Annotated in this window: 6 protein-coding genes; all 6 read left to right on the forward strand. The window is 75.9% G+C overall.

What is annotated here, in order from left to right:
- On the forward strand, positions 1–966 hold a 966-nt coding region (locus Q4D18_RS05420), incomplete at its 5' end, for a lyase family protein (protein WP_303126395.1).
- Between the two features lie 66 nt (positions 967–1032).
- On the forward strand, positions 1033–1836 hold the full coding sequence (locus Q4D18_RS05425; protein WP_303126396.1) for an alpha/beta fold hydrolase: 804 nt from the start codon (positions 1033–1035) through the stop codon (positions 1834–1836).
- Positions 1833–2273 (forward strand): 4-carboxymuconolactone decarboxylase, encoded by a 441-nt coding sequence (gene pcaC, locus Q4D18_RS05430; protein ID WP_303126397.1) that lies wholly within the window; start codon positions 1833–1835, stop codon positions 2271–2273. The genes Q4D18_RS05425 and pcaC overlap by 4 nt, the downstream gene beginning before the upstream one ends.
- A gap of 201 nt (positions 2274–2474) precedes the next feature.
- Positions 2475–2846 carry a FeoA family protein gene (locus Q4D18_RS05435; RefSeq protein WP_303126398.1) on the forward strand — a complete coding sequence of 124 codons (372 nt, stop codon included), beginning with the start codon at positions 2475–2477 and terminating at the stop codon, positions 2844–2846.
- Positions 2843–4807, forward strand: coding sequence for a ferrous iron transporter B (locus tag Q4D18_RS05440; RefSeq protein WP_303126399.1), 1965 nt, complete (start codon positions 2843–2845; stop codon positions 4805–4807). Before Q4D18_RS05435 ends, Q4D18_RS05440 begins: the two co-directional genes overlap by 4 nt.
- Positions 4804–5054, forward strand: a 251-nt coding sequence (locus Q4D18_RS05445) for a hypothetical protein (protein ID WP_303126400.1), incomplete at its 3' end; no start/stop codon positions are given. The genes Q4D18_RS05440 and Q4D18_RS05445, both read left to right, overlap by 4 nt.

Genomic DNA, 5054 nt, shown 5'->3' on the forward strand with positions numbered 1-5054 from the left:
TCCCTCGCCCAGCACTCCCTGCCCTCCACCTTCGGGCTGCGCGCCGCGAACTGGCTCGACGGCCTCGGCCAGGCAACGGACCGGCTCGCCGCCGCCGTCGCGGACCTGCCCGTCCAGTGGGGCGGCGCCGCCGGCACCCTGGCCGCCCTGTCCGGGCACGTCGACCGCGCCCACCGCGCGGGGACCCTCGCCCGGGAGACCACCGCGTTCACGCTCGTCGAGGACCTCGCCGCCGAGCTGGGCCTGTTCGCCCCGCCCGGCCCGTGGGACACCAACCGCATGGCCGTCACCGGGGTGGCGGCGGCGCTGGCCGACGTCGTGGCGGCGTGCGGGAAGATCGCCAACGACGTCCTGGTCTCCGCCCGGATCGAGAACGGGGAGCTCGGCGAACCCCTCGCGGCGGGGCGCGGCGGCTCCTCCGCCATGCCCCACAAGCAGAACCCCGTGCTGTCCGTCCTGATCCGCTCCGCCGCCCTCTCAGCCCCCGGGCTCGTGGCCCAGGTGTACACGGCGGCCGGCGCCGCGGACGACGAGCGCTCGGACGGGGCCTGGCACGCCGAGTGGCCGGCGCTGCGCCGCCTGCTGCGCGTGGTGGGCGGGGCCGCGGCGCTGACCCGGGAGCTCGTCTCCGGGCTGCGCGTGCACCAGGACCGGATGCGGCGCAACCTGGAGCTCACCGGCCCGCTGCTCGTCTCCGAGCGCATCATGGCCGAGCTCGGCCCTGAGCTGGACGAGGCCTCCGGCGAGCCGGGCTCCGGGAAGCGGCTGATCCAGGACGTCGTGGACCGCTCCCTGGTGGGCGAGGGGGACTTCCGCGCCCTGCTGCGCGCGGCGGTCCCGGAGTCCGTTCCGGACGCCCGCCTCGACGACCTCCTCGACCCCGCCGCCTACACGGGGGAGGCCGAGGCCCTCGTGGACCGCCTGCTCGCCGCCCGCCGGGGCACGACGACGCCGCCCCGCACCTGAGACCATCTCCGTCAGAACCGGCCGCGCCCCTCGGGGTGCGGCGCCGCCGCAGAGGAAGGACCGCCCATGAGCACCCCCCGTGTCACCACCACCCTCCTGAAGCCCGCCCAGGATCCCACCCGCGTGCTCGTGGTCGGCGCCGGCCTCGGCACCGGCGTCCAGGCCCTGTGGTCGCTGGCCGCGACGCGTCTGGGCGAGGACACCGTGGTGGTCGGCTACGACCTGCCCGGCCACGGCGCCTCCGAGCCCCACGCCGAGCCGTTCTCCATCGCGGAGCTGGCGGACGCCGTCGTCGCCGCCGTGCAGGCGCTGCAGACGGACGGCACCGTCCCCGCGGAGGCGCCCGTGCACTTCGCGGGCGTGTCCCTCAACGGGTGCGTCGCGCTGCAGCTGGCCCTGGACCACGCGGACACCGTCTCCGGCGTGGCCGTGATCTGCTCCGCCGCGAAGATCGGCGAGGCGGAGTCGTGGCGCGAGCGCGCCGAGCTCGTGGAGCGCGCCGGCACCCCGACGCTCGTCGAGGGCTCGGCGCAGCGCTGGTTCGCCGAGGGGTTCATCGCGGCACATCCCGAGCGCACCACCGGCCTGCTGCACACCCTGCAGGAGGCGGACCGCCACTCGTACGCCCGCCTGTGCGAGGCCCTCGGTGACTTCGATGTGCGCGAGCGCCTCGGCGAGATCACCGTCCCGGTGCTGACGATCCACGGTGTCGAGGACCAGGTCACCCCGCCCTCGGCCGGTGAGGAGATCGCGGCCGCCGTGCCGGGGACCGTGACCCACGCGTTCGAGGGGACGGCGCACCAGGCCCCCCTCGAGCAGCCCGAGCGCACCGCCGAGGCCCTCGACGCGTTCTTCATGGCCGTCCGATGAGCTCGCACCAGCCGATCGGGCACGACATGGACCGCACCTCGCAGGAGGTGTTCGACGCCGGCATGGCCGTGCGCCGCGAGGTCCTGGGCGACGCCCACGTGGACCGCGCCGAGGCGAAGAAGGACGCCACCACCGAGGACTTCCAGAACCTCATCACCCGCTACGCGTGGGGGACGATCTGGACAAGGCCAGGTCTGGACCGACGGATGCGCTCCGCCGTGACCATCTCCGCGATGGTGGCGGGGGGCTACTGGGACGAGTGCGCCATGCACCTGCGCGCCGCCCTGCGCAACGGCCTGACCCGGGAGGAGATCCAGGAGATCCTCCTGCAGACCGCGGTCTACGCCTCCGTGCCGGCCGCGAACATCGCCTTCAAGCTGGCCCAGGAGGTCTTCGCCCAGGTGGACGCCGACCTCGCCGAGGGCCGGCCGCTGTGAGGCCGGCGGGACCCCTCGCCGCGCCCCCCCGATCGGGGCCCGGGGACGGGTCCCGCCACCGGGTCCCGGCGAGGGGGCGGCATTACCGCACACGGGTGTACGCTAAGGCTCGCCTCACCTGGCCGACCGCCCCGCGCGTCGCCCGGTGACGGCTGGCCCGACGCGCACGCCGGGCCGCGGACCCGACCCGGCGAGGACACCATGACCCTCACCCTGCCCATCACGCAGACCCTCCGCTCCCGCGACGTCACCGGCGGCGCCACCGGAACCTCCGGCCGCCGCACCCTTGCCGACCTGCCGCTCGGCGGCACCGCCGTGGTGCTGGGCGTGTGCGACGCGGCCCGGCCCGACGTCGCCCGGCGCCTCTTCGACCTGGGCCTGCGTCCCGGCTCCCCGGTGACCGGTGTGCGCCGCGCCCCGCTCGGCGGGCCCCTCGTGGTCCGGGTGGCGGACTACGAGCTCACCCTGCGCCGCGATCAGGCGCGCTGCGTGGTGCTCGCCGAGCCCGGCGCGGCCGCCGGCACCGCGGCCTGCGGCTCCCACCAGCGCTCCTGCGGCGGCTGCGGCGCATGAGCCACGGGGCCCACGGCCACCACGGCCACGGGGGCGGCGGCGCCGTGCTGGAGGCCGGGCTGACCCGGCTCGGCCTGGTGGGGGCGCCCAACTCCGGCAAGTCCACGCTGTTCAACGGCCTCACCGGCCTGAGCGTGAAGACCGGCAACTACCCGGGCGTGACCGTGGCCCGAGCGGAGGGCGTGATGACCGCCGAGGACGGTTCGCGCGTCGTCCTCGAGGACCTGCCCGGCACCTACTCGCTGGACCCCATCAGCCCGGACGAGCAGGTCGTGGCGGACGTCCTCGCCCTGGACCCGGAGCACCCGGACCACCCCGAGGGGCTCGTCCTGGTGGCGGACTCCACCACCCTGCGCCGCGGCCTGACCATGGTGGCGCACGCCCTCGCCGTCGACCTGCCGGCCACGCTCGTGCTCACCTTCGGGGACGAGCTGGCGCTGCGCGGCGGCTCCGTGGACGTGTCCCGGCTCTCCCGGGCCCTCGGCGTGCCCGTGCTCGTGGCCACCGCCGGCGACGCGCGGCAGCGCGAGGCCCTGCGCGCCCACCTGGCCACGGACCCGGCCGGGTGGCAGCGGCCCCCGCTGGCCCCGCCGACCGACCCCGCGGGCGTGGACGCCTGGATCTCCTCCGTGCTCGAGGCCGCCCGCCACCGCTCGCCCCGCCCGGACGACCGCACCCGGCGGATCGACGACGTCCTGCTCCACCCCGTGTGGGGCACGCTCGTGTTCCTGGCCGTCATGTTCGCGTTCTTCCAGGTGATCTTCACGGTCGCCGCCCCGCTGCAGGGCCTCGTGGAGACCGCCTTCGGATGGCTCGGCGAGCGCGCGGCGGCCGGCATCCCCGTGGACTGGCTGGGCCGGTTCGTGTCCGAGGCGCTGATCGGCGGCGTGGGCGGCGTGGTGGTGTTCCTGCCGCAGATCCTGCTGCTGTTCCTGATGATCTCCCTGCTCGAGGGCAGCGGCTACATGACCCGGGCCGCGTTCCTGATGGACCGCGTGATGAGCCGGTTCGGGCTCGAGGGCCGCGCGTTCGTGGCGCTGCTGAGCTCCCTGGCCTGCGCCGTGCCCGGCATCATGGCCACCCGCTCGCTGCCCTCCGCGCGGGACCGGCTGGCCACCATGATGGCCGCGCCCGCCATGACCTGCTCGGCCCGCCTGCCGGTGTACGTGCTGCTGATCGCGATGCTCGTGCCCGCGGAGCTGCGCTGGGGCCCCGTCGGGGCGCAGGGCCTGGTGATGTTCGCGCTCTACCTGGGCGGCGCCGTCGCCGCGATGCTCAGCGCCGCCTTCTGGGGCCGGGTGGCCGGCCGCCGCCAGGGCGCCATGCCGTTCTACATGGAGATGCCGCCCTACCGCGTGCCCCGCGCCCGCACCGTGCTGACCTCCATGTGGGCCTCCGCGAAGGGCTTCCTGCGCAAGGTCACCTCGATCATCCTGGTCACGACGGCGCTGCTCTGGGTGCTGCTGAACGTCCCCGTCCGCTCGGACGAGGAGATGACCGCCGCCGGCGTCCCGCTTGACGACACCGCCGCCGTCGTCCAGTACACCATCGACCACTCGGCCGCCGCCGCCGTGGGCAAGGCCGTGGAGCCCGTGTTTGCGCCCCTGGGCTTCGACTGGCGGATCGACGTCGGCGTGCTCGCGTCCCTGTCCGCCCGCGAGGTGTTCGTGGCCACGCTCGGCCAGATGGCCGCCGCCGAGGACCCCGAGGACCCGGGGGCCGCGCTCGCGGACTGGACGGTGACGGACGACGCCGGCGCGGAGCGGCCCCTGTTCACCCCGGACGTGGTGGCGGCGCTGCTGGTGTTCTTCATGCTCGCCCTGCAGTGCATGAGCACCCTGGCCGTGATGCGCCGGGAGACCGGCACGTGGCGGTGGCCGCTCGCCGCGTTCACCACCTACTTCGCGCTCGCGTGGCTCGCCGCGTTCACGGTGCGCCACGCGGTGCTCGCCCTCACGTGAGCGCCCCCGTCCCCACCCATCCGGAGGCCGTCCCCGGGGACCCGGCGACCGTCCGGTGGGCCGTCCCCGCCGGCCTGCTCGGCATGGTCGGGCCCGTGGGCGCCACCCCGGCCCCGCTCGAGGCCCTGCGCGCGGACGGGACGGTGCGCGCCGTCGTGGCCGAGCCGGCCGCCCTGCGCCTCACCCTGGGCCCGGGGCGGACCTGGCGGGCCGAGGGGGCCCGCGTGCGTGCCGCGCTCGCCCAGCT

The organism is Micrococcus sp. (assembly GCF_030523875.1).
Taxonomy (GTDB): domain Bacteria; phylum Actinomycetota; class Actinomycetes; order Actinomycetales; family Micrococcaceae; genus Micrococcus.